This is a genomic window from Dactylosporangium sp. NPDC049140, assembly GCF_040648435.1.
The window spans coordinates 157,715-178,204 of the sequence record NZ_JBEZDS010000013.1 but is presented as its reverse complement, the minus strand read 5'-3'; the positions used below and the strand labels follow the sequence as shown (position 1 = coordinate 178,204).

Below are 20,490 nucleotides of genomic sequence, written 5' to 3'. Positions count from 1 at the left end.
GTCTACTGGAGGGCGAATTCGAGCAGGTCCAGCGCGCGCTCCAGGGTCGGGTCGTCCATCACCAGCGGGGGCAGGAAGCGGATCACGTTGCCGTAGGTGCCGCAGGTGAGCAGCAGCAGGCCGGCCGTGTGGGCCCGGCGCTGGATCTCGGCCGTCTTCGCCGCGTCCGGGGTCGCGCCCAGCGCTGCGCCCTTGGCCCAGCCCCGCTCCGCCGTCAACCGGCCGGGCGGCGCGGAGTCGGGCACCACGATCTCCAGCGCGAGCATCGCGCCCCGGCCGCGGACGTCGCCGATGTACTGGTACCGCTGCTGGAACTCCCGCAGGCGCGGGAGCATGACGGACTCGATCCGCCGGGCGGCCGCGGCGAGGTCGAGCTCCCGCATGGTCTCGATCGCGGCGAGCCCGGCCGCGCAGGCGATCGGGTTGCCGCCGTAGGTGCCGCCCAGGCCGCCCGGGTGCACGGCGTCCATGAGCTCGGCCCGTCCGGTCAGCCCGGCCAGGGGCAGGCCGCCGGCGATGCCCTTCGCGGTGGTGACCAGGTCCGGCTCGAGGCCCTCGTGGGTGCTGGCGAACCAGTCGCCGGTGCGGCAGAAGCCGGTCTGGATCTCGTCGGCGACGAAGAGCGCCCCGTTGGCCCGCGCCCAGGCGGCCAGCGACGGCAGGAAGCCCGGTGCCGGTACGACGAAGCCGCCCTCGCCCTGGATCGGCTCGATGAGCACGGCGGCCACCTGGTCGGCGCCGACCTGCTTCTCGATCAGGCCGATGGCCAGGGCGGCGGCGTCGGGGCCGGCGAGGCCGTCGCGGAACGGGTACGACATCGGCACCCGGTAGATCTCGCCGGCGAACGGGCCGAAGCCGTGCTTGTAGGGCATGTCCTTGGCGGTGAGCGCCATGGTCAGGTTCGTGCGGCCGTGGTAGGCGTGGTCGAAGACGACGACGGCGCGGCGCCCGGTCGCGTGCCGGGCGACCTTCACCGCGTTCTCGACCGCCTCGGCGCCCGAGTTGAACAGGGCCGAGCGCTTCTCGAACGAGCCCGGCGTGAGCGCGTTGAGCTGCTCGCAGACGGCGACGTAGCCCTCGTACGGCGCGATCATGAAGCAGGTGTGCGTGAACCGTTCCGCCTGCCGCCGCACCGCCTCGACGACCTTCGGGTTCGAGTTGCCGACGTTGGTGACCGCGATGCCGGCCGCGAGGTCGATCCACTCCCGGCCGTCCACGTCGGACAGCGTGCCGCCGGAGGCGTGGTCGACGTACGAGCTGATCATGCTGCTGACCCCGCGCGCGACGGCGGCCGAGCGGCGCTTGTGCAGGTCGGCGGAGTGCTCTCCGGGCATCGTCATCACAGCTCGATGTTGTGCATGACGTGCTTGACCCGGGTGTAGTCCTCCAGGCCGTACATGGACAGGTCCTTGCCGTAGCCGGACTGCTTGAACCCGCCATGCGGCATCTCGGCCACGATCGGGATGTGCGTGTTGACCCAGACGCAGCCGAAGTCCAGCCGCCGGCTCATGCGCATCGCGCGGCCGTGGTCGCGGGTCCAGACCGACGACGACAGGCCGTACTCCACACCGTTGGCCCAGCGCACCGCCTCGTCCTCGTCGGTGAAGCGCTGCACGGTGATGACCGGGCCGAACACCTCGTCCTGGATGATCTCGTCCTCCTGGCGCAGCCCCGAGACCACGGTGGGGGAGTAGAAGTAGCCCCGCTCGCCGACCCGCGCCCCGCCGGTGTTCAGCTTGGCGTGGTCGGGCAGCCGGTCGATGAAGCCGCCGACCCGGGCCAGCTGGTTGGCGTTGTTCAGCGGGCCGTAGAGGATGTCCTCGTCGTCCGGCGCGCCCGTCCTCGTGGCGGCGGCCTGCTCGGCGAGGGCGGCCACGAAGTCGTCGTAGATGCCGGGCCCGGCCAGCACCCGGGTGGCCGCGGTGCAGTCCTGGCCGGCGTTGAAGTAGCCGGCGAGCGCGATCGCCTCGGCCGCGGCGGCCAGGTCGGCGTCGTCGAAGACCACGACCGGGGCCTTGCCGCCCAGCTCCAGGTGGGTGCGCTTGAGCGAGGGGGCGGCCGCGGAGGCGACCTCGCGCCCGGCCCGCACCGACCCGGTGATGGACACGAACGCCGGCGTCGGGTGGGCGACCAGGGCGCGGCCGGTGTCCCGGTCGCCGGTGACCACGTTGAGCACGCCCGGCGGCAGGAACTCGGCGGCCAGCTCGGCCAGCAGCAGCGACGAGACGGGGGTGGTGTCGGAGGGCTTCAGCACCACCGTGTTGCCCGCGGCCAGCGCCGGGGCGATCTTCCACACCGCCATCATCAGCGGGTAGTTCCAGGGGGTGACCTGGGCGCAGACGCCGATCGGCTCGCGCCGCACGTAGCTGGTGTGGCCCTTGAGGTACTCGCCGGCCGACTTGCCCTCCAGCACCCGGGCGGCCCCGGCGAAGAAGCGGATCTGGTCGATCGCCGGGGGCAGCTCCTCGCTGGCGGTCATCGCCCGCGGCTTGCCGGTGTTGCGCACCTCCGCGTCGATGAGCTCGGCGGCCCGGTCCTCCATCGCGTCGGCCAGCTTCAGCAGGGCCCGCTGCCGCTCGGAGGGCGTGGCGTCGCGCCAGGTCTCGAAGGCCCGGGCCGCGGCCCGCATCGCGTGGTCGACGTCCTCGGCGCTCGACACCGGAGCGGAGGCGAACACCTCACCCGTGGACGGATCGATGAGATCGGAGTACCGGCCGTCGGCCGGATCGGTGTATGCGCCGTCGACGAAATTCTGCAGCTGCTTGGTCATGTGTCCACTCCCTTAGGGCCGGCGAGCCAATCTTTTCCATCGAATCCGTGGCGCACAAGCCCTCGGGCAACTGTTTCCGTGGGAGCTAGGGTGTAATTGTGACCCCGTTCTTCATCGCCGGGCGCCCGGCGACCAGCGACGACGCCGTCGAGATCCGCCACCCCTACGACGGGCGTCCGGTCGGTACCACCTCGAACGCCACCCCGGAGCAGGTGGAGGAGGCCGTCGCCGCCGCGGCCGCCGTCGCCGCCGAGGCCGCGGCCCTCCCCGCGAGCGCCCGGGCCGCCGCCCTCGACCACGTCAGCGCCCGGCTCAAGGAGCGCGCCGACGAGGTCGCCCGCCTCATCACCGCCGAGAACGGCAAGCCGATGAAGTGGTCGCGGGGCGAGGTCGCCCGGGCCGTCTCCACGTTCCGCTGGGCCGCCGAGGAGGCCCGCCGGTTCTCCGGCTCGGTGCAGCGCCTCGACACCGACCCGGCCGCGACCGGCCGCATCGCCCTCGTCAAGCGCGTGCCGCGGGGCCCGGTGCTGGGCATCTCGCCGTTCAACTTCCCGTTGAACCTGGTCGCGCACAAGGTGGCCCCGGCCCTGGCCGTCGGCGCGCCGATCGTGCTCAAGCCCGCGCCGGCGACCCCGCTCAGCGCGCTGCTGCTCGGCGAGATCCTGGCCGAGACCGAGCTGCCCGCCGGCCTGTGGTCGATCGTGCCGATCCCGAACGACCGCGCCCCCGCCCTGGTCGCCGACCCGCGCCTGCCCGTCGTGTCGTTCACCGGCTCGGGCCCGGTCGGCTGGCAGATCCGCGACGCCGTGCCGCGCAAGCACGTCACCCTCGAGCTCGGCGGCAACGCGGCCGTGGTGGTGTGCGAGGACTGGGACGACCTGGACTGGGCCGCGACCCGGATCGCCACCTTCTCCAACTACCAGGCCGGGCAGAGCTGCATCGCGGTCCAGCGGGTGTACGTCCACGAGCGCCACTACGACGCGCTGGCCGACCGGCTGGTGTCGGCGGTCGACGCCCAGCGCACCGGCGACCCGGCCGGCGAGGAGACCGACGTCGGCCCGCTCATCAGCGAGGACGCCGCCCGGCGGGTCGAGGCGTGGGTCGGCGAGGCGGTCGCGGCCGGGGCGAAGCTGCTCACCGGCGGCACCCGCGACGGCGCGTCCTACGCCCCGACCGTGCTCGCCGGCGCGCCCGCGGACGCGAAGGTCAGCGCTGAGGAGGTCTTCGGCCCGGTGCTCGTGCTGGAGCGCGTCGCCTCCGACGCCGAGGGTTTCGCGGCGGTCAACTCCTCGCAGTACGGGCTGCAGGCCGGCGTGTTCACCCGGCGGCTGGACCGGGCCTTCGAGGCCCACCGGGTGCTCGAGGTCGGCGGGGTGATCGTCGGCGACGTGCCCAGCTACCGGGCCGACCAGATGCCCTACGGCGGGGCCAAGGCCAGCGGCGTCGGCCGCGAGGGCCTGGCCAGCGCCATGGCCGACTACACCGAGGAGCGTGTGATGGTCCTCACCGGCCTGCAGCTGTAGGGCGGCTTTACTCCCACGCCTCGCGGGCCTCGAGGGAGGAGGAGCCCGGCGGACGCTCGGCCGTTTCGTACAGCTTCGGGTCGAACACGTCGGGCTCCAAGCTGTGCTTCCAAATACGGCGGGGGAGCTTCGCTCCACCCACACCCCCTCAAAGTCTGCGCCTCGTCATTCCCACGCCTCGCGGGCTTCGAGGGAGGAGGAGCCCGGCGGACGCTCGGCCGTCTCGTACAGCTTCGGGTCGAACACGTCGGGCTCTAGAAAGATGAAGCACTCGTAGGACAGGGCGTCGCGCACCTGCTTCTCGGCGCGGTTGATCGCCGACGCCACGTGGGCCATCGTCTCGTCGCCGCGCACCGCCACCTTCGCCGCGATGAGCAGCTGGTCGGGGCCGAGGTGCATGGTGCGCAGGTGGATCATGCGCTCCACCAGCGGCTCCCGCTCGATCGCGGCCTCGATGGCGAGCAGCGTGCCGTTGTCGGCCGACTCGCCGATGAGCAGGCTGCGCATCCGCTGCGACAGTGTGATCGAGATGACGACGAGCAGCGCGCCGATGGCGAGCGTGCCGGCCGCGTCCCAGCGCCCGTCGCCGGTGACGACCGCGAGGGTGATGCCGACGAAGGCGAAGGTGAGGCCGGTCAGCGCGCCGAAGTCCTCGGCGAGCACGACGGGCAGCTCGGGGGAGCGGGTGGTCCGGATGAACCGCAGCCAGGGCGCCCCGCGGCGGGACGGCTGAGCCTCGTGCACGGCCGTGCGCAGCGAGAACGACTCCAGTATCACCGAGATCCCCAGCACCACGAACGCCCAGAGCGGGTCCTGGACCGGCTCCGGGCTGTGCAGCTTCTCCCACCCCTCGAAGAGGGCGAACACGCCCCCGACCAGGAAGATGACCAGGGTGACGAGGAAGCCGTAGAAGTACCGGAACCGGGCGTACCCGAACGGGTGCAGCTGGCTCGCCCGCTGCTGGGCGCGCCGGCCGCCGATGAGCAGCAGCACCTGGTTGGCGGTGTCGGCCACGGAATGTACGGACTCGGCGAGCAGCGACGACGAGCCGGTGAACAGGAACGCGACGAACTTGCTCAGCGCGATGCCGAGGTTCGCGGCCAGGGCCGCGACGATCGCCCGCAGGGAGTTGCCTTCCGCCATGGCTTCATCCTGCCCCACGCGCTGGACGAGATCTCACATGCGCAACTTAGGACTGACACGTGTACGGAACGCAACCGCACTAGGCTCACTCCAGGAACAGCGACCACGACTAGGGGTGCGAGACTGTGATCGACCTGAGCCGGATCGTCAAGGCCTACGACGTGCGGGGAACGGTGCCCGACCAGCTCAACGAGCCGGTGGCGGAGGCCCTCGGGCGGGCGTTCGTGCAGACACTGCGCAGCCGCGGCGAGTTCGCCGACAAGATCGTGACCGCGCATGACATGCGGGCCTCGGGTCCCGCCCTGGCGACGGCGTTCGCCAACGGCGCGCGCGCCGAGGGCGCCGACGTGCTGGAGGCCGGCCTGGGCTCGACCGACCTGCTGTACTACGCCTCGGGCGTGCTCGACCTGCCCGGCGCGATGTTCACGGCGAGTCACAACCCGGCGCAGTACAACGGGATCAAGCTGTGCAAGCAGGGCGCCAAGCCCGTCGGGCAGGACACCGGGCTGACCGAGATCCGCGAGCGCGCGCAGCAGATCCTCGACAGCGGGGCCCCCCGCGTGAGCGACGAGCAGCTCAAGGGCGGTCTGGAGCAGTACAGCCTGCTGGAGCGGTACGCGACCCACCTGCTCAAGCTCGTGGACCTCTCCGACATCCGGCCGCTGACGGTCGTGGTCGACGCCGGCAACGGCATGGGCGGCTACACCGTGCCGGCCGTGCTCGGCTCGGGCCTGCCGCTGACGATCATCCCGCTCTACTTCGAGCTCGACGGCACCTTCCCGAACCACGAGGCCAACCCGCTGGAGCCGGCCAACCTGGTCGACCTGCAGGCCAAGGTCCGCGCGACCGGCGCCGACATCGGCCTGGCCTTCGACGGCGACGCCGACCGCTGCTTCGTCGTGGACGAGCGCGGCGAGGCCGTCTCCCCGTCGGTGATCACGGCGATGGTGGCGATCCGCGAGCTGGAGAAGGAGCCGGGCGGCACGGTCATCCACAATCTCATCACCTCGAAGGTGGTCCCCGAGATCGTGCGCGAGCACGGCGGCGAGCCGGTGCGCACCCGGGTCGGGCACTCGTTCATCAAGGCCGAGATGGCCCGCACCGGCGCGATCTTCGGCGGCGAGCACTCCGCGCACTACTACTTCCGCGACTTCTGGGGCGCCGACACCGGCATGCTGGCCGCCCTGCACACCCTGGCCCTGCTCGGCGGCCAGGCCGCCCCGCTGTCGGCGCTGGCCAAGGACTACGAGCGCTACGCGGCCTCGGGCGAGATCAACTCGACGGTCGCGGACACCGCCGCGAAGATGGCCGAGATCGAGCAGGCCTTCCCCGCGGAGGTCGACCGTCTCGACGGGATCACGCTCAGTTTCCCCGACGGCAGCTGGGCCAACGTCCGCCCGTCCAACACCGAGCCGCTGCTGCGGCTTAACGTTGAGGCGCCGACCGCCGAGCGGATGGCGGCCCTGCGCGATGAGATGCTCGCCGTCATCCGCCGCTGAAGAGGAGTTGGAGAGCGTGTCCGTGGACCCCGCCCTGCTTTCGATCCTGCGCTGCCCCGACGAACACCACGCCGAGCTCACCCTCGATCCCGAGGCGCAGACGCTGACCTGCACCGAATGCGGCCGGATCTTCGAGATCCGCGACGGCATCCCGGTGCTCCTGCTCGACGAGGCGCGCCCGCCGGCTGCCGGTGACGCGGTTGAGAACGGCGCCGACGGGGAATCCGCAAAGGCCGAAGAGGGTGGTGAAGCGTGAACCCACTTGAGGGCACCGCGGGCGTCCGCGGGCATCGCGAGATCGACCTGGCGCTGCTGGACAACTCCGAGGCGCTGGAGAAGAACGACCCGGGCGGCATGCTGCGCGCGACCGCGTCGGCCGGCGCCCAGGTGCGGGAGGCGGCCACGCTGGCCGCCGAGACCGACCTGAGCGCGCTGGCCGACGAGGGCCGCCCGCGGGCCGTCGTCGTCGCGGGCGTCGGCACGGCCGCGCGCACCGGCGACATCCTCGAGACCGTCGCCGGGCCGCGCTGCCCGGTGCCGGTCCTGGCCCACCGCAGCGCGGGCATCCCCGGCTGGGTCGGCGCCGCCGACGTGGTCATCGCCGTCTCGGCGTCCGGCCGCTCCCCGGAGGCGCTCGCCGCCGCCGAGGCCGCGGGTCGCCGCGGAGCCCGGCTCGTGGCCATCGGCGCGCCCGACACCCAGCTGCACGCGCTGGCCGACCGCTTCCGCGCGCCGTTCATCCCGGTGCCGCGGCGGGCGCCGGCCCGGGCGAGCCTGTGGGGGCTGACCGTCCCGGTGCTGCTCGCCGCGCGCCAGCTCGGCCTGGTCAAGGTCACCGAGGCCGACTTCGCCGAGACCGCCGCCCGGCTGGACGCCGACGCCGAGCGCTGCCGCACGGCGATGGAGTCGTTCGTGAACCCCGGCAAGAGCCTCGCCCTCGACCTGGCCCACTCGGTGCCGATCGTCTGGGGCTCCTCGCCGCTGGCCACCGTGGCGGCCCGCCGCTTCGGCGACACGCTGTCGGCCAATGCCCGCTACCCCGCGGTCGTAGGCGCGCTCGGCGAGGCCGGCCGCGGCCGGGTCGGCCTGCTCGACGGGGTCTACGGCGGCCTGGCCGAGGACGACCGCGACATCTTCGCCGACCCCGGCGAGGAGAGCGACAACCCGGCCACCCGGCTGCGCCTCGTGCTGCTGCGCGACGGCGGCCTGACCGGCGACGACGAGGACGACGGCGAGCCGGTCGCGGTCGAGGAGCGCCGGGCCGAGGCCGTGCAGGAGCTCGCCGAGCGCCGGGGCGTGCGCGTGAGCCTGCTCACGGCCGAGGGCGGCTCCGCTCTGGAACGATTGGCCTCGCTCGTCGCGGTGCCGGACTTCACCTCGATCTACCTCGGACTCGCGCACGGCTTCGACCCCATGGCCGTGCCGGCCGTTTCCGAGATGAAGGATCTGGTGAGCCCGTGAGCGGTCCGCAGCGTTGCGAAGCGGAGGCGATGTGAGCACCGAGGGTGGCACCAAAGCGATCTTGGCGGCCCTGGCCGCCAACCTCGGCATCGCCGTCACCAAGTTCATCGCGTTCTTCCTGACCGGCTCCTCGTCCATGCTGGCCGAGGCGATCCACTCGGTCGCCGACTCCGGCAACCAGGGCCTGCTGCTGCTCGGCGGCAAGCAGGCGGCGCGGCAGGCCACCGCCCGTCACCCGTTCGGCTACGGCCGGGAGCGGTACATCTACGCCTTCATCGTCGCCGTCGTGCTGTTCTTCGTCGGCGGCGTCTTCGCCATCTACGAGGCCTGGCACAAGATCTCCCACCCGGAGCCGATCGAGTCGTGGCAGTGGGTGCCCGTGGTGGTCCTCCTCGCCGCGATCGTCATGGAGGGCCTGTCCTTCCGCACCGCGATCGGCGAGACGAGGAAGATCAAGGGCAGGGCGACCTGGGTGCAGTTCATCCGCCGGGCCAAGGAGCCGGAGCTGCCGGTCATCCTGCTGGAGGACTTCGCCGCGCTGCTCGGCCTCGTGCTCGCGCTCTTCGGCGTCGGGCTCACCCTGATCACCGGCAACGGCATCTGGGACGGCGTCGGCACCGCGGCCATCGGCGGGCTGCTCATCGCGGTCGCGGCCGTGCTCGCGGTCGAGATGAAGAGCCTGCTCGTCGGCGAGGCGGCCACGCCGGAGCAGGTCGACGAGATCGAGCGGGCGATCGTGGACGGCCCGGAGGTCGAGCGCGTGATCCACATGCGCACCGTGCACCTGGGCCCCGACGAGCTGCTGGTCGCGGCGAAGATCGCGGTGCGGCACAACGAGACGGCCGGGGAGATCGCGCGCGGCATCGACGCCGCCGAGGCGCGCATCCGGGCCGCGGTGCCGATCGCCCGCGTGATCTACCTCGAGCCGGACATCTACCGCGCCGACCAGGCCGGCGAGGCCGACAAGAACACCGTCCCCACCAACGCGGAGGCGCACTGACCGTGGAACTGCTCGACAGCCCGATCCGCAAGTACGCGTGGGGGTCGCACACCGCGATCGCCACGCTGCAGGGCCGGCCGACGCCGACCCCGGACCCCGAGGCCGAGCTGTGGATGGGCGCCCACCCGGCGGGCCCGTCCCGGCTCGCCGTCAGCGGCACCTCCCTGGTCGACGCGATCGCCGCCGACCCGGTGACGCTGCTGGGCGCGGCAAACGTCGAGCGCTTCGGCACGCGGCTGCCGTTCCTGCTCAAGGTGCTGGCGGCCGCCCAGCCGCTGTCGCTGCAGGCACACCCGGCGCTGGAGCAGGCCCGGGCGGCGCACGCGGCCGGGCACCCGTCCTACGTCGACGCCTGGCACAAGCCGGAGATGCTCGTCGCGCTTACCGACTTCGACGCGCTGTGCGGCTTCCGCGATCCGGCGGCGGCCGCGGCCGACCTGGGGGCGCTGGGCGTGGCCCGGCTCAAGCCGACCGTCGACGCGCTGGGCCAGGCCGACCCGGCCGCGGCCCTGCACGATGCGGTCCGGGGCCTGCTGGGCCGTCCCGACGCGGAGCTCGTCGGCGAGGTCGTGGCCGCGTGCGGGCCGCGGGCGGCCGAGCGGCCGGCCTACGACCTGGTCAGCGCCCTGGCCGAGCGGTACCCGGGCGACAGCGGGGTCATCGTGGCCACGCTGCTCAACCGGATCCGGCTGCGCCCGGGCGACGCGGTCTGGATGCCGGCCGGGAACCTGCACGCGTACCTGCGCGGCGTCGGCGTCGAGATCATGGCCGCCTCGGACAACGTCCTGCGCGGCGGCCTGACCCCGAAGCACGTCGACGTCGAGGAGCTGCTGCGGGTGCTGCGCTTCGAGGTGCTCGACGAGCCGGTGACGCACGCCGAGGATCTGGGCGGCGGCCTGTCGGCCTACCCCGTGCCGGTGCCCGACTTCGCGCTGCACCGGGCCGTTCTGGACGCCGCCCACCCGGCGGTGCGGCTGCCGGCCGGGGGCCCGCGGATCGTGCTGTGCACCCGCGGCTCGATCCGCGTCGACGACGGGGCGCTGCCGGTGACGCTCGGCCCCGGCCAGGCCGCGTTTGCGCCGGCCACCCGCCCCGGGCTCGCGCTCAGCGGGGCCGGGGAGGCGTTCCAGGCGGCCACGCCGTAACCCACACGAGCAGCTGAGCCCGTCTCGTACCAATCCAAAGTGCCCGATTTCGGGGCTTTTGCTAGACAACCCGGTTGCACATGGTCGTCTTCTAACTACGCAGGGTTTGAGACCAGGTCCAAGCCACGTGTGGGGGAACCAAACCGGGGGAAGGGCGGGGCGGTGGGAGCAATCTCACCGCCCCGCTCGCTGTCCGGGTGCTTCCTGCAGGGGTGCTTGGAGGGCTCATCCGCCGCCGCGTACCGTGAAGGGTCGCCGTACGCCTCTGCAGACCAGGAGATCGCATTGACCAGCACGCTGCCGCCGAGGACCGTCGCCGACGGTGACTTCAAGGTGGCCGATCTGTCCCTCGCCGCGTTCGGGCGCAAGGAGATCCAGCTCGCCGAGCACGAGATGCCGGGCCTCATGGCGATCCGGCGCGAGTTCGCCGCGACGCAGCCCCTCAAGGGCGCGCGGATCACCGGCTCGCTGCACATGACGATCCAGACCGCGGTGCTGATCGAGACGCTCGTGGCACTCGGCGCGCAGGTGCGCTGGGCCAGCTGCAACATCTTCTCGACCCAGGACCACGCGGCCGCCGCGATCGCCGTCGGCCCCGACGGCACCGCCGAGAAGCCGGCCGGCGTGCCGGTGTACGCGTGGAAGGGCGAGACCCTCGACGAGTACTGGTGGTGCACCGAGCAGGTGCTGCTCTGGCCCGACGGCCAGGGCCCGAACATGATCCTCGACGACGGCGGTGACGCCACGCTGCTGGTGCACAAGGGTGCCGAGTTCGAGGGCCAGGGCGCCGTACCGTCGCCGGACACCGCCGACTCGGAGGAGTACGAGGTCATCCTCAAGCTGCTGCAGCGCTCCCTCGGCGAGGACAACCGCCGCTGGACCCGCGTCGCGGCCGGCATCAAGGGCGTGACCGAGGAGACCACCACCGGCGTCCACCGCCTCTACGAGATGCAGCAGGCCGGCAAGCTGCTCTTCCCGGCGATCAACGTCAACGACTCGGTCACCAAGTCGAAGTTCGACAACAAGTACGGCTGCCGCCACTCGCTCATCGACGGCATCAACCGCGCCACCGACGTTCTCATCGGCGGCAAGGTCGCCGTGGTCTTCGGCTACGGCGACGTGGGTAAGGGCTGCGCCGAGTCGCTGCGCGGCCAGGGCGCCCGGGTCATCGTGACCGAGGTCGACCCGATCTGCGCGCTGCAGGCCGCGATGGACGGCTACCAGGTCGCCACGATGGAGGACGTCGTCGAGACGGCCGACATCTTCATCACGGCCACCGGCTGCCTCGACGTCATCACCGCCGAGCACATGGGCCGGATGAAGCACCAGGCGATCGTCGGCAACATCGGCCACTTCGACAACGAGATCGACATGGCCGGCCTCGCCCGCCGCTCCGACGTCACGCGGATCAACATCAAGCCGCAGGTCGACGAGTGGAAGTTCGACGACGGCCACTCGATCATCGTGCTGAGCGAGGGCCGGCTGCTCAACCTGGGCAACGCCACGGGCCACCCGTCGTTCGTCATGTCCAACAGCTTCGCGAACCAGACGATCGCGCAGATCGAGCTGTTCACGAAGATCGAGGAGTACCCGGTCGGCGTCTACACGCTGTCCAAGTACCTCGACGAGAAGGTCGCCCGGCTGCACCTCGACGCCCTGGGCGTCCGGCTCACCGAGCTGAGCAAGAAGCAGGCCGAGTACCTCGGCATCCCGGTCGAGGGCCCGTACAAGGCGGATCACTACCGCTACTGATCCCAGCGCGTCGAGGGGCCCCGCCGGAGTTTCCGGCGGGGCCCCTTGCTGTTCAGGTACCACTAGCTTGTAGCGAATGCCGCCGAGGTCTAAGGTAATGCTGACCTAAGTTAGTCAAGGCTTACCTGCGGAGCGCGAATGACCGCCATCTACCTGATCGGCCTGCGCGAAGGACTCGAGATCACGCTCGTGGTCTCGATTCTTGTTGCGTTCCTGGTCAAGAGCGACCGCAAGCACCTGCTGAAGTGGGTCTGGTCCGGCGTCGCGGCCGCGGCCCTGCTGTCGATCGGCATCGCCGCGCTGCTGCAGGCCGGCACCGCGTACCTCTCCGGCCCCCACCAGGAGCTCGTCGACGCCATCGCCTCGCTGGTCGCGGTGGTGTTCGTGACGTTCATGATCTTCTGGATGCGCCGGATGGCCCGCCAGATGGCCAAGGAGCTGCGCGGCAGGCTCGAAGACGCGATCGAGGTCGGCTCCTTCGCGGTGGCCGCGATGGCCTTCCTGGCCGTGGCCCGCGAGGGCCTGGAGACGTCGATCCTGTTCTTCGCCGCGGCCCAGGGCGCCGACGACTGGCAGCCGATCGTCGGCATCACGCTCGGCCTGGCCACCTCCGTGGTGCTCGGCTGGCTGCTCTACGCCAGCGCCGTGCGGATCAACCTGACGAAGTTCTTCACCTGGACGGGCGCCCTGCTCGTGCTCGTGGCCGCCGGCATCTTCAAGTACGGGGTGCACGACCTGCAGGAGGCCAACATCCTGCCGGGCCTGAACAACCACGCGTTCGACCTCTCCGGCGCGCTGCCGCCCACCGCGTGGTACGCGGAGCTGCTGCGCGGCATGTTCAACTTCACGCCGCAGCCGTCCGTGCTCGAGACCGTCGCCTGGATCGCCTACGGGGTGCCGGTCCTGGTCCTGTTCCTCATGCCGCTCCTGCGCAAGCCGGCACCGGAGCCGGTGACCTCCAAAGCCTGAAGCCGAACCTCCCCTTTTCGACGTTTCCGTAGGAGAACCATGCGTACATCACGCCTGCTCACACTCGGCGCCGTACCGGCGCTGGCCGTCGCCGCGCTCGCCGCGTGTGACAGCAAGGCCGACGGGGAGGCCGGTTCCGGCGCGAGCGGCAACGGCAAGATCGCCGTTACCGCCACCGACACCGAGTGCAAGATCGAGAAGACCGAGACGGCGTCGGGCCCGGTCACCTTCACGGTCAGCAACAAGGGCGGCAAGGTCACGGAGTTCTACGTGTACGCCGCCGGCGACCGCATCGTCGGCGAGGTCGAGAATGTCGCGCCGGGCCTCACCCGCGACCTGATCGTCGAGCTCCCGGCCGGCAGCTACGAGACCGCCTGCAAGCCGGGCATGATCGGCAACGGCATCCGCGCCCAGTTCAAGGCCACCGGCGAAAGCAAGCCGCTGACCGACGACGCCAAGCTCGCGCAGGCGACAAAGGACTACCAGACGTACGTGAAGAACAACACCGGCGCGCTGATCGACAAGACGACCGAGTTCGTCAACGCGGTCAAGGCCGGCGACATCGAGAAGGCCAAGTCGCTCTTCCCGATCGCCCGCACCTACTGGGAGCGCATCGAGCCGGTGGCCGAGAGCTTCGGCGACCTCGACCCGGCCATCGACGCCCGCGAGGCGGACCTCGAGCCCGGCCAGGAGTGGACCGGCTTCCACAAGATCGAGAAGGACCTCTGGGTCACCAAGGACATCAGCAAGTCCGGCCCGACCGCCGACAAGCTGCTCGCCGACGTCAAGACGATCGTCGACAAGGCCCAGACCGTGACGCTCTCGCCGATCGAGCTCGCCAACGGCGCCAAGGAACTGCTCGACGAGGTCGCCACCGGCAAGATCACGGGCGAGGAGGACACCTTCTCGCACACCGACCTGTGGGACTTCCAGGCCAACCTCGAGGGCTCCCGCAACGCGATCGCGGCGCTGCGCCCGGTCATCGAGGAGAAGGACGCCGCGCTGGCCAAGAGCCTGGACGAGAAGTTCACGGCGGCGCAGGCGGAGCTGGACAAGTACCGCAGCGGCGACGGCTGGAAGCTGCACAACGAACTGTCCGAGGCCCAGCTGAAGGCCCTCGGCGACGCCATCAACGCCCTGGCCGAGCCGATCAGCAAGGTCGCCCCCCTGGTCGCGAGCAAGTAAGGCTGACTTCGCCATGGATCGTCGCAAGATGCTTGGACTGACCGGGGCCGGGGCCATCGGGGCCGCCGCGGGCGGGGCCGTCGGCCTGCAGATCTTCGACGAGCCGCCGCCCGCCCGGGCCAACGACCCGGGCGCGGCGGTGCCCTTCTACGGCGCCCGCCAGGCCGGGATCGTCACGCCCGCCCAGGACCGGCTGCACTTCGTCGCCTTCGACGTCATCACCGACAAGAAGGCCGAGGTGGTCGAGCTGCTGCAGAAGTGGACGGCGGCCGCGGCGCGGATGACCGCGGGCAAGGACGCGGGCGCCATCGGCGCGGTGAACGGCCAGCCGGAGGCGGCCCCGGACGACACCGGGGAGGCGCTCGGCCTGCCGCCGTCGGGGCTGACGCTGACCATCGGCTTCGGGCCGACACTGTTCCGTACCGCCGATGGCAAGGACCGGTTCGGGATCGCCGGCCAGCGCCCGGCGGCGCTGGCCGACCTGCCGAAGTTCGCCAAGGACACGCTGAAGCCGGAGATCTCCGGCGGGGACATCTGCGTGCAGGCCTGCGCCCATGACCCCCAGGTCGCGGTGCACGCGGTGCGCAACCTGGCCCGGATCGGCTTCGGCGTGGTGAGCGTGCGCTGGTCGCAGCTGGGCTTCGGCCGTACGTCCTCGACCTCGCGGACACAGGAGACGGCGCGGAACCTGTTCGGGTTCAAGGACGGCACGGCGAACCTGAAGGCCGAGGACACGCAGTTGCTCGACGAGCAGCTGTGGGTGGCGACGGGCGACGGGCCGGCGTGGATGACCGGCGGGTCGTACATGGTCACCCGCAAGATCCGGATGCTGATCGAGACCTGGGACCGGACCTCCCTGGCCGAGCAGGAGGCGATCATCGGCCGGAACAAGGGCGAGGGCGCCGCGCACGGGGTGGCGAAGGAGTTCGACGAGCCGGACTTCGCCGCTGCCGCCGCCGGCGGCAAGCCCGCCATCGCCGAGGACGCCCACGTGCGCCTGGCGCACCAGCAGTTCAACGACGGGGCCCGGCTGCTGCGCCGCGGGTACAACTTCGTGGACGGCTCCGACGGGCTCGGCCGGCTCGACGCCGGCCTGTTCTTCATCGCCTACCAGCGCGACCCCCGCAAGCAGTTCGTGCCGATCCAGACCCGCCTGTCGCGGCAGGACGCGCTCAACGAGTACATCCGGCACACCTCCAGCGGGCTGTTCGCCTGCCCGCCCGGGGTGCCCGCCGCCGACGACTACTGGGGTCGTGCCCTGTTCGTCTAGGCCCGCACCCTATGGTGGCCGGGTGGTGTTTGTTACTGGAAGGCAGATGCGGGGCCCGGTCGCGGCGCTGGCGGCGGTCGCGCTGCTGCTCGGCGCGTGCACCGGCGGTGGGTCCGGCAAGCCGTCGCCGACGGCCACCATCGGGTTCGCGGACTGCGAGAAGAACCCGACCACCTGCAACGGCGGCGACATCAAGATCGGCGGGGCCTACACCTACGGCCTCGAGCAGCCGATCGCCAACTGGAACGTCAACACCCGCGACGGCGCCTCACCGGCCACCCGGCAGGCGATGTCGGGCCTGCTGCCGCAGGTGTTCAAGGTCGACCCGCAGGGCCGCCTCCAGCTCAACGCCGACCTGGTGAGCACCGCCGACATCACCAACCAGAACCCCGAGACGATCGTCTACAAGATCCGGCCCGACGCCGTCTGGAGCGACGGGATCCCGATCAGCGCCGACGACTTCGTCTTCGCCTGGAAGCAGAACTCGGGCAACCCGCTGCACTGTGCGGGCTGCACGCCCGCCGCCACCGCCGGCTACGACGTGATCAAGAGCATCGTCGGCTCCGACGGCGGCAAGACCGTCACGATGACCTTCATCGACGGCAAGACCTACGGCGACTGGAAGGGCAACTTCTCCAGCGACGGGCTGTACCCCTCGCACCTGGCCACCAAGCAGGGCTTCGACCTCGCCAAGCCCGACGGTGTGGCGGCCGCCTCCGACTGGTTCGCCCGCACGGTGCCGACCTGGTCCGGCGGGCCGTACCAGATCGACGCCTACAACCAGGGCCAGAGCGTCGTGCTCAAGAAGAACGACAAGTGGTACGGAAAGATCAAGCCCTCGCTGGACACCATCACGTTCAAGTTCGTCACCGACCCCAACGCGATCCTGCCCGCGCTCAAGGCCAAGGAGCTCACCGGCATGTCGCCGCAGCCGAGCCAGGCCCTCGTCGCCGGCGTGGCGGGCGTGCCCGGGGTGATCTACGAGGTGGGCGAGAGCTACGCCTGGGAGCACCTGACCCTCAACGTGCGCAACAAGTACCTCGCCGACCCGGTGCTGCGGCGGGCGCTGTTCACCGCGGTCAGCGTCAAGACCGTGGTCGAGAAGACGTACGGCGCGTTCGACAAGAACCTCAAGCCGCTGGGCAGCCACAACTTCGTGCCCGGGGACACCGCCTACAAGGACGTGATCTCCGGTACCGGGCAGGGCACCGGCGACAGCGAGAAGGCCAAGAAGCTGCTCACCGACGCCGGCTACAAGCTGGACAACGGCCGCCTGTCGACGAAGGCCGGCGAGGCCGTGCCGACCCTGCGCCTGCGCTACGACAAGGGCAACGCGACCCGCGCCGCGGCCGCGGAACTGATCTCGGCCGCGCTCAAGAACGTCGGCATCGACGCCCACCCCGACCCGAGCGACGGCCTCGGCCAGACCCTCACCGCGGGCGACTTCGACCTAGTACTGGCCGACTTCGTGAACGGGCCGCTGTACCAGGGCGCGGCCGCGCGGCGCTGGGCGACCGGGGCGGCGGCCAACTACGGCGGGTACTCCAACGCCGAGCTGGACCGCCTGGTGCACTCGGCGTCCATCGACGTCGACCCGCGCCACGCGGCGGACCTGCTCAACCAGGCCGACGACCTGCTCACGAAGGACGCGTACGTGCTGCCGCTGATGCAGCGGCCGACGCTCACGTTCACCTACTCCGAGTACGCCAACATCCGCGACAACCCGTCCGTGTGGGGCCCGACGTACAACATCCAGGAGTGGGGCCTGCGCTCGACCTGACTCAGGCGTGCGGGACCGGCGGGCGCGGCATCGGCGGCTGCGCCGGCGGCGCGGGCAGGGGCGGGGCCCAGGGGCCGGACACGCTCGCCCGGTGCTTCGGCGGCAGGATGCGCGGGGTGACGGCGGCGTAGAGGCCCGGCCACACCGCGGCCGAGGCCGCGCGGGCGCGCGCCAGGCGGTGGCTCGAGCGGCGGTGGCGTTCGGCCAGGACGGCGGCCAGGTAGGCCCAGCCGGGCACCCCCGGCGGGGGCGGCGGCGTCGTGCGGCTCGCGACCTCGCGGGCCAGGGCCTGGCCCAGGGCCGTGCGCGCCGGCTCGGCGATCTCGCGGTTGCGGGCCAGGAAGTGGCGCACCGCCAGCGCGAGGCTGTCGTCGAGGCCGGTGAGGTCGAGCAGGGCGGCCCAGCGGGTCAGCGGCGGGGGCATGGCCGGCACCCAGCCCCAGGCGGCCGGCGTGCGCTCGTGGATGACGATCGTGCCGGCCACGAGGTCGCCGATGCGCTTGCCGCTCGGGTTGAGCATCAGCACGCCCAGGCTGCCCAGCCACGACACGACCGGGAAGAGCAGGCCCGGCCACTCGATGGCGAGGCCGACCAGGGCCCGGGCCAGCGCGTGGCGGAAGCGCACCGGGCCGCCGTCGTCGCGCACCACGCGCAGGCCCATCGCCGCCTTGCCCGGCGTGCGGCCGCGCAGGAAGGTCTCCCAGAACACCGGGTAACCGACAAGCGTCACGGCCATCAGCACCACGACGATCGCCTCAAGCAGCCCCTCGTCGAAGATGTTCGTGCGCACTGTCAGCCACACCACGAGCGCGGTGGCGAAGAGCAGCGCGATCAGCAGCAGGCACTGCAGCGCGATGTCGAGCATCAGGGCGAGCACGCGCGAACCGGCCCGGGCCACCCGCACCTCGAGCTCGACGGCCTCGCCGCTGACGAGGCGCTCGCCGGGGGCCGCCGCGGCCGAGGTGTCGGTCATGGCTGACAGTCTGCTACAACGGCGCACGTCACGGGGCCCGGCCGGGACCCCCGGGAGGTGACGGCGCCGTCTACGCTGCCGGAGTGGACCTGGACGCCTTCGTGGGCGAGCACAACGCCGAATGGCGGCGGCTCGAGGAGCTGTCGAAGCGGCGCAAGCTCGGCGCCGCCGAGGCGGACGAGCTCGTCGCGCTGTACCAGCGCGCCGCGACCCACCTGTCGCTGATCCGCAGCCGCTCGCCCGAGCCGATCCTGGTCGCGCGCCTGTCCCGCCTGGTGCTCGGCGGTCGCAACGCGCTCACCGGCGCGCCCTCGTTCTCGCCGGCCACGGTCGTCCGCTTCTTCACACACACCTTCCCGCTGGCGGTGTACCGCGCCTGGCCCTGGTGGTGCGGGGTGGCGACGGTCTTCTCGCTGTTCACGTTCTCCCTCATGGCCTACGTGGCGGCCAACCCCGACGTGGCCGGGTACTTCATGTCCGACGGCGAGATCGGCGACCTGGTCAACAACCAGTTCGAGGGGTACTACAGCCAGTACCTGCCGCAGAACCAGTTCCTGCGCGTCTGGACCCACAACGCGCTGCTCACCGGCGAGTGTCTCGCCGCCGGTGTCGTGTTCTTCCCGGTGGTGTACCTGCTGTTCCAGAACGCCCTCAACGTCGGGCTCATCGGCGGGGTGATGATCGCGTACGGCCGCACCGACACGTTCTTCGGCCTGATCGTCCCGCACGGCCTGCTGGAGCTGACCGCCGTGTTCATCGGCGCCGGCGTGGGCCTGCGCATCGGCTGGTCCTGGGTCGCCCCGGGCGCGCTGCGCACCCGCGGCCGCGCCCTGGCCGAGACGGCGATGGAGGGCATGCTCGTCGCCCTCGGGCTCGTGGCCGTCCTCCTGGTCAGCGGCCTGCTGGAGGCGTTCGTGACGCCCGCGGGCATGCTGCCGTACATCGTGCGGGACTTCATCGGCTTCGTGGTCTGGGCGGCGTTCCTGGCGTACGTCTTCGTCCTCGGCCGCCGGGCCCACCTGGAGGGCGCCACCGCCGCTATCGAGGGAGAGATCGCCCAGGAGTCGCTCCCGGCCGCCTGACCCACGTGGGCGTCCAGACCTCGCCGTCCGGCCGGGTGCGGCGGCCCTGCAGGTAGGAGCGCAGCCGGCCGAGCGCCGGGTGCGGGTTGTCGAGCCGCCACAGCAGCGACATCGGGTACACCGGCGCGGGGTCGCGCACCGGGACGCGGCGCAGGTCGTAGGCGTCCGGCCACATGTACCACGAGCCCGCCCCGACCAGCGTCGCCACGTCCGCGGAGGCGGCGATCTCGGCCAGCAGCGCCTCGTTGCCGAAGATCGGCCCGACCACGTCGATGGTGAGCCCGAAGACGGCGGCGAGCTCGTCGTAGTAGGCGCCCCACTCGGTGCCGGCGGACAGCCCCGGCATCCGGATGCGGTGCCCGGCCAGCTCCGCGGGCGTCACGGCGGCGGCGTCGGCGAGCGGGTGGCGCGGCCCGACGAGCAGCTCGTGCGGCTCGTCGAGCACGTGCGCGGCCCCGATCCCGTCCGGCAGGCGGTGCTCGGGCCCCGGCACGGCGTGGAAGGTCGCGTCGACCGTCCCGGCCCCGACGGCGGCGGCGGCCGTGTCGACGTCCCCGGCCAGCGTCACGACGTCGAGGTCGATCTGGGGGTACACCCGATAAAAATCCTGCAGGAGGACGGCCGCCGCGATCCGCCGGTTGACGACGTCGACGCGCAGGGCCCGGCGCCCGGGGCGCACGGAGGCGTCGGCGCGCTCGGCCACCCGCAGCAGCTCCCGGGCGTGGGGCAGGAACGCCTGGCCGTCGGCGGTGAGCCGGGCGCCGCGCGCCGTGCGGGTGAACAGGCGCACGTTCAGGTCGCGCTCGAGCGCGGCGATGCGCTTGGAGACCGCCTGCTGCGTGATCGCGAGCTCGGCCGCGGCCTCCTGGAACCGCCCGGCGTCGGCGGCGGCGACGAAGGTGCGCACGGCGTCGAGATGCACGCCGCCGACCCTATGT

At 71.8% G+C, this 20,490-nt stretch carries 17 protein-coding genes; 12 read left to right on the top strand and 5 right to left on the bottom strand.

Annotated elements, in window-relative coordinates; translation table 11 throughout:
* Nucleotides 1–2 precede the first annotated feature (2 nt).
* Together gabT and AB0B76_RS22950 are read right to left on the bottom strand one after the other, a co-directional pair.
* Nucleotides 3–1,340 carry a 4-aminobutyrate--2-oxoglutarate transaminase gene (gabT, locus tag AB0B76_RS22955; RefSeq protein WP_360378446.1) on the bottom strand — a complete coding sequence of 446 codons (1,338 nt, stop codon included), beginning with the start codon at nucleotides 1,338–1,340 and terminating at the stop codon, nucleotides 3–5.
* The gene (locus AB0B76_RS22950) at nucleotides 1,340–2,770 is read right to left on the bottom strand and encodes a gamma-aminobutyraldehyde dehydrogenase (protein ID WP_360378444.1); all 1,431 of its coding nucleotides are present in this window, start codon (nucleotides 2,768–2,770) and stop codon (nucleotides 1,340–1,342) included. Before AB0B76_RS22950 ends, gabT begins: the two co-directional genes overlap by 1 nt.
* 98 nt (nucleotides 2,771–2,868) lie before the next feature.
* Between AB0B76_RS22950 and AB0B76_RS22945 the strand changes: the two genes are divergently transcribed.
* Nucleotides 2,869–4,293 (top strand): aldehyde dehydrogenase family protein, encoded by a 1,425-nt coding sequence (locus tag AB0B76_RS22945; protein WP_360378441.1) that lies wholly within the window; start codon nucleotides 2,869–2,871, stop codon nucleotides 4,291–4,293.
* Nucleotides 4,294–4,458: 165 nt separating this feature from the next.
* Here AB0B76_RS22945 and AB0B76_RS22940 read toward each other — a convergent pair whose 3' ends face one another.
* Entirely contained in the window at nucleotides 4,459–5,436 is a 978-nt protein-coding gene (locus AB0B76_RS22940) for a cation diffusion facilitator family transporter (RefSeq protein ID WP_360378438.1), read from the bottom strand.
* A gap of 125 nt (nucleotides 5,437–5,561) precedes the next feature.
* On the opposite strand from AB0B76_RS22940, the gene AB0B76_RS22935 reads away from it, so the two are divergent.
* From AB0B76_RS22935 to AB0B76_RS22890, 10 genes are all read left to right on the top strand, one after another.
* Complete coding sequence (locus AB0B76_RS22935) at nucleotides 5,562–6,935, top strand: phosphomannomutase/phosphoglucomutase (protein ID WP_360378436.1); 1,374 nt, start codon at nucleotides 5,562–5,564, stop codon at nucleotides 6,933–6,935.
* Nucleotides 6,936–6,951: 16 nt separating this feature from the next.
* Nucleotides 6,952–7,191 (top strand): Trm112 family protein, encoded by a 240-nt coding sequence (locus tag AB0B76_RS22930; RefSeq protein WP_360378434.1) that lies wholly within the window; start codon nucleotides 6,952–6,954, stop codon nucleotides 7,189–7,191.
* Nucleotides 7,188–8,396 (top strand): SIS domain-containing protein, encoded by a 1,209-nt coding sequence (locus AB0B76_RS22925; RefSeq protein WP_360378431.1) that lies wholly within the window; start codon nucleotides 7,188–7,190, stop codon nucleotides 8,394–8,396. The genes AB0B76_RS22930 and AB0B76_RS22925 overlap by 4 nt, the downstream gene beginning before the upstream one ends.
* Nucleotides 8,397–8,427: 31 nt before the next feature.
* Complete coding sequence (locus AB0B76_RS22920) at nucleotides 8,428–9,396, top strand: cation diffusion facilitator family transporter (protein ID WP_360378429.1); 969 nt, start codon at nucleotides 8,428–8,430, stop codon at nucleotides 9,394–9,396.
* A gap of 2 nt (nucleotides 9,397–9,398) precedes the next feature.
* A complete protein-coding gene (manA, locus tag AB0B76_RS22915) occupies nucleotides 9,399–10,541 on the top strand; it encodes a mannose-6-phosphate isomerase, class I (protein ID WP_360378427.1) in 1,143 nt (380 codons plus the stop codon).
* A gap of 285 nt (nucleotides 10,542–10,826) precedes the next feature.
* Entirely contained in the window at nucleotides 10,827–12,293 is a 1,467-nt protein-coding gene (gene ahcY / locus AB0B76_RS22910) for an adenosylhomocysteinase (RefSeq protein WP_360378424.1), read from the top strand.
* Nucleotides 12,294–12,431: 138 nt separating this feature from the next.
* Nucleotides 12,432–13,262, top strand: coding sequence for an iron uptake transporter permease EfeU (gene efeU, locus AB0B76_RS22905; protein WP_360378421.1), 831 nt, complete (start codon nucleotides 12,432–12,434; stop codon nucleotides 13,260–13,262).
* Between the two features lie 39 nt (nucleotides 13,263–13,301).
* Nucleotides 13,302–14,447 carry an iron uptake system protein EfeO gene (efeO, locus tag AB0B76_RS22900; protein WP_360378418.1) on the top strand — a complete coding sequence of 382 codons (1,146 nt, stop codon included), beginning with the start codon at nucleotides 13,302–13,304 and terminating at the stop codon, nucleotides 14,445–14,447.
* Between the two features lie 13 nt (nucleotides 14,448–14,460).
* Nucleotides 14,461–15,717, top strand: a complete 1,257-nt coding sequence (gene efeB / locus AB0B76_RS22895; protein WP_360378416.1) for an iron uptake transporter deferrochelatase/peroxidase subunit — start codon at nucleotides 14,461–14,463, stop codon at nucleotides 15,715–15,717.
* Nucleotides 15,718–15,763: 46 nt separating this feature from the next.
* Nucleotides 15,764–17,497, top strand: a complete 1,734-nt coding sequence (locus tag AB0B76_RS22890) for an ABC transporter family substrate-binding protein (RefSeq protein WP_360378413.1) — start codon at nucleotides 15,764–15,766, stop codon at nucleotides 17,495–17,497.
* 1 nt (nucleotide 17,498) lies between these two features.
* Here AB0B76_RS22890 and AB0B76_RS22885 read toward each other — a convergent pair whose 3' ends face one another.
* Nucleotides 17,499–18,470: an RDD family protein gene (locus AB0B76_RS22885; protein WP_360378411.1), complete on the bottom strand. Its 972-nt coding sequence runs from the start codon at nucleotides 18,468–18,470 to the stop codon at nucleotides 17,499–17,501.
* Between the two features lie 83 nt (nucleotides 18,471–18,553).
* On the opposite strand from AB0B76_RS22885, the gene AB0B76_RS22880 reads away from it, so the two are divergent.
* The gene (locus tag AB0B76_RS22880; protein WP_360378408.1) at nucleotides 18,554–19,552 is read left to right on the top strand and encodes a stage II sporulation protein M; all 999 of its coding nucleotides are present in this window, start codon (nucleotides 18,554–18,556) and stop codon (nucleotides 19,550–19,552) included.
* Here the strand turns inward: AB0B76_RS22880 and AB0B76_RS22875 are convergent.
* A complete protein-coding gene (locus AB0B76_RS22875; protein WP_360378406.1) occupies nucleotides 19,509–20,474 on the bottom strand; it encodes a LysR family transcriptional regulator in 966 nt (321 codons plus the stop codon). The two genes, AB0B76_RS22880 and AB0B76_RS22875, sit on opposite strands and share 44 nt — an antisense overlap.
* Nucleotides 20,475–20,490: the final 16 nt, after the last annotated feature.